The sequence below is a fragment of the Mesorhizobium sp. M7A.F.Ca.CA.002.05.1.1 genome (assembly GCF_003998335.1).
Classification (GTDB): Bacteria; Pseudomonadota; Alphaproteobacteria; order Rhizobiales; family Rhizobiaceae; genus Mesorhizobium.
Window position 1 is genome coordinate 1 of sequence record NZ_RZQI01000755.1, and the last position, 2,952, is coordinate 2,952.

Genomic DNA, 2,952 nt, shown 5'->3' on the forward strand with positions numbered 1-2,952 from the left:
CCCTTGACGATCTCGGCGATCGTTCCCTTGAGGACGTTGCGGGCGCTGATCTTCATCGGAGTTTCCTTTCCAGGGTTTTCTTTGCCGGTCTCATCAGAACAATCGGTGTCGTACAGGCGCTTTCATGGGGCGCCGGGCCTTCCCTTGTTATATTCATACGGATATATCGGTTAGCGGGCTTCGAGCCGGCCGGATTTCAAACCAGGGAGAGTCTTCCATGACGCGCATAGGTTTTGCATCGAGGGCGATCACCATTGGGGGTTTTGCGGCGATGTTGATGGCGGCGGTGCCGGCAGCACATGCGGAAGACAAGGTGGTGGTGTTTGCCGCGGCCAGCCTCAAGGATGCGCTCGACGCCGTGAACAAGGCCTGCGAGGCCGATGTCGGCGAGGCGGCGACCGTCTCCTATGCCGCGAGCTCGGCGCTGGCCAAGCAGATCGAGGGCGGGGCGCCTGCCGACGTCTTCATCTCGGCCGACCTCGACTGGATGAAATATCTCTCCGACAAGAAGCTGACCAAGCCGGACACCGAAGTGAAGCTGCTCGGCAATCAGATCGTGCTGGTGGCGCCGAAGGACTCGGCGGTCGACACCAGGATCGAGAAGGGCTTCGACCTCGCCAAGCTGATCGGCGACGGCAAGCTCGCCATGGGCGATTTCAAGGCGGTGCCGGCCGGCAAATACGGCAAGGCCGCACTTGAATCGCTCGGCGTCTGGTCCTCGGTCGAGGGCAAGGTGGCGCAGGCCGAAAACGTGCGCGCGGCGCTGAAGCTGGTTTCGACGGGCGAAGCCGCCCTTGGCATTGTCTATGCCACCGACGCGCATGCCGAAAAGGGCGTCAAGGTGGTCGGCACCTTCCCGGAGGATTCGCATCCGCCGATCATCTATCCGGTTGCCCAGACCGCCGATTCGAAGGACAAGGATACGCGGGCTTTCCTGAAATGCCTGCAGTCGGCCAAGGCGGCCGCGCTGTTCAAGGATCAGGGATTTACCGTGCTCGCGCCGAGCAACTGAGTTCCAAGGGGCACAATGAACTGGCTGCTGGACCTCACTCCCGACGAATGGAATGCGGTCCGGCTGTCCATCAAGGTGGCAATGGTGGCGATGCTTGCCAGCCTGCCGCCGGGCATCTTGATCGCGCTGCTGCTTGCCCGGGGACAATTCTGGGGCAAGACCGTTCTCAACGGGCTGGTGCATCTCCCGCTGATCCTGCCGCCCGTGGTGACCGGCTACCTGCTGCTGCTGACCTTCGGCCGGCGCGGCCCGGCCGGCGCCTTCCTGGCAGAGCATTTCGGCATTGTCTTCTCCTTCCGCTGGACAGGTGCGGCGCTGGCCTGCGGCGTCATGGGCTTTCCCCTGATGGTGCGGGCGATCCGGCTGTCGATCGAGGCGGTGGACCGCAAGATGGAAGCGGCGGCGGGAACGCTCGGCGCCAATCCGCTCTGGGTGTTCGTCACCATCACGCTGCCCCTGATCCTGCCCGGGCTGATCGCCGGCGCCATCCTGGCCTTCGCCAAGGCGATGGGCGAGTTCGGCGCCACCATCACCTTCGTCTCCAACATTCCCAATGAGACGCAGACATTGCCGTCGGCGATCTACACCTTCACGCAGGTGCCGGGTGGCGATGAAGGGGCGCTCCGCCTGACGCTGATCTCCATCGTCATCTCCATGGCAGCACTTGTGGCTTCGGAGGTGCTGGCGCGGCGTGTCGGCCGGCGACTGGACATCGAATGAGCGTTCTCGTCGACATCAGTCATCGGCTGGGTGGTTTCGCCATCGACGCCCGCTTCGAAAGCGCCGGGCGGCTGACGGCGCTGTTCGGCGCGTCTGGGTCGGGCAAGACGACACTGATCAACATGATTGCCGGGCTGATCCGGCCCGACAGGGGACGCATCGAGGTCGACGGCCGTGTGCTGGTCGATACCGGTGCCGGCATTTTCGTGCCGAAGCACAAGCGCCGCATCGGCATGGTGTTCCAGGACGCACGGCTGTTTCCGCATTTGAGCGTTGCCGGCAATCTTCGCTACGGCCGCTGGTTCACGCCGCCGGCGGAGCGCTACGCCGATATCGATGCCGTCGTCGACCTGCTCGGCATCGGGCCGCTCATGAACAGGCGGCCGGCAAAGCTCTCGGGCGGCGAGAAACAGCGCGTGGCGATCGGCCGGGCATTGCTTGCCAGCCCCAGACTGCTGCTCATGGACGAACCGCTGGCCTCGCTCGACGAAGCGCGCAAGGCCGAAATCCTGCCCTATGTCGAAAGGCTGCGCGACGAGACGAAAATCCCGATCGTCTATGTCAGTCATTCGGTCGCCGAAGTGGCGAGGCTGGCCAGCGACGTGGTGATGCTGGCACAGGGCAATGTCGTTGCCAGCGGGCCGACCGAGGCGGTGATGCAAAGGCTCGACCTGTTGCCGGCAGAGGAGCGCGGCGAGGGGGGCGCCGTGCTGGACACCAGGGTGCTGCATCACGACGAGGCTTTCGGCATGACCGTGCTCGGCTCGGCCGCGGGCGAGCTCCGGGTGCCACAGCTGGCGATGAAGGCAGGTACGCCGGTGCGCATCCGTATTCGCGCCCGCGATGTGATGATCGCCACCGAAAAGCCGACGGGTCTCAGCGCGCTCAACATCCTGCCGGGGACCATTACCGCGATGAGCCCGGGCGAAGGGCCCGCGGTCGAGGTCGGTATCGACTGCAATGGCGCAACCGTGCTTGCCCGCATCACCGAACAGTCGCGGCAGGCGCTGAAGCTTCATCTTGGCGGCAAGGTTTTCGCGGTGATCAAGACGGTGAGCTTCGATCGGGCAAACACCGGCGCCGGCCTGCCCGCCGAGGCGGATGGATGATCCCGCTATGTCTTTTTGGAATAGCGGTTTCGCCAGGGAGCTTCTAGTATGAGGTTGGGTTGTGACCGCGGAGAGCAAAGATGCCGTCGCTGAGCTTGCGGATAAATCTCG

Annotated in this window: 4 protein-coding genes; all 4 read left to right on the forward strand. The window is 64.1% G+C overall.

Annotated elements, in window-relative coordinates:
* Window positions 1–221, forward strand: a 221-nt coding sequence (locus EN939_RS38660; RefSeq protein ID WP_206528356.1) for a hypothetical protein, incomplete at its 5' end; no start/stop codon positions are given.
* Window positions 218–1,012, forward strand: coding sequence for a molybdate ABC transporter substrate-binding protein (gene modA / locus EN939_RS27875; RefSeq protein WP_127270933.1), 795 nt, complete (start codon window positions 218–220; stop codon window positions 1,010–1,012). The genes EN939_RS38660 and modA, both read left to right, overlap by 4 nt.
* A gap of 15 nt (window positions 1,013–1,027) precedes the next feature.
* Entirely contained in the window at window positions 1,028–1,732 is a 705-nt protein-coding gene (modB, locus tag EN939_RS27880) for a molybdate ABC transporter permease subunit (protein WP_127270935.1), read from the forward strand.
* On the forward strand, window positions 1,729–2,841 hold the full coding sequence (gene modC, locus EN939_RS27885) for a molybdenum ABC transporter ATP-binding protein (protein ID WP_127270937.1): 1,113 nt from the start codon (window positions 1,729–1,731) through the stop codon (window positions 2,839–2,841). The genes modB and modC overlap by 4 nt, the downstream gene beginning before the upstream one ends.
* The last annotated feature ends 111 nt before the right edge of the window (window positions 2,842–2,952 follow it).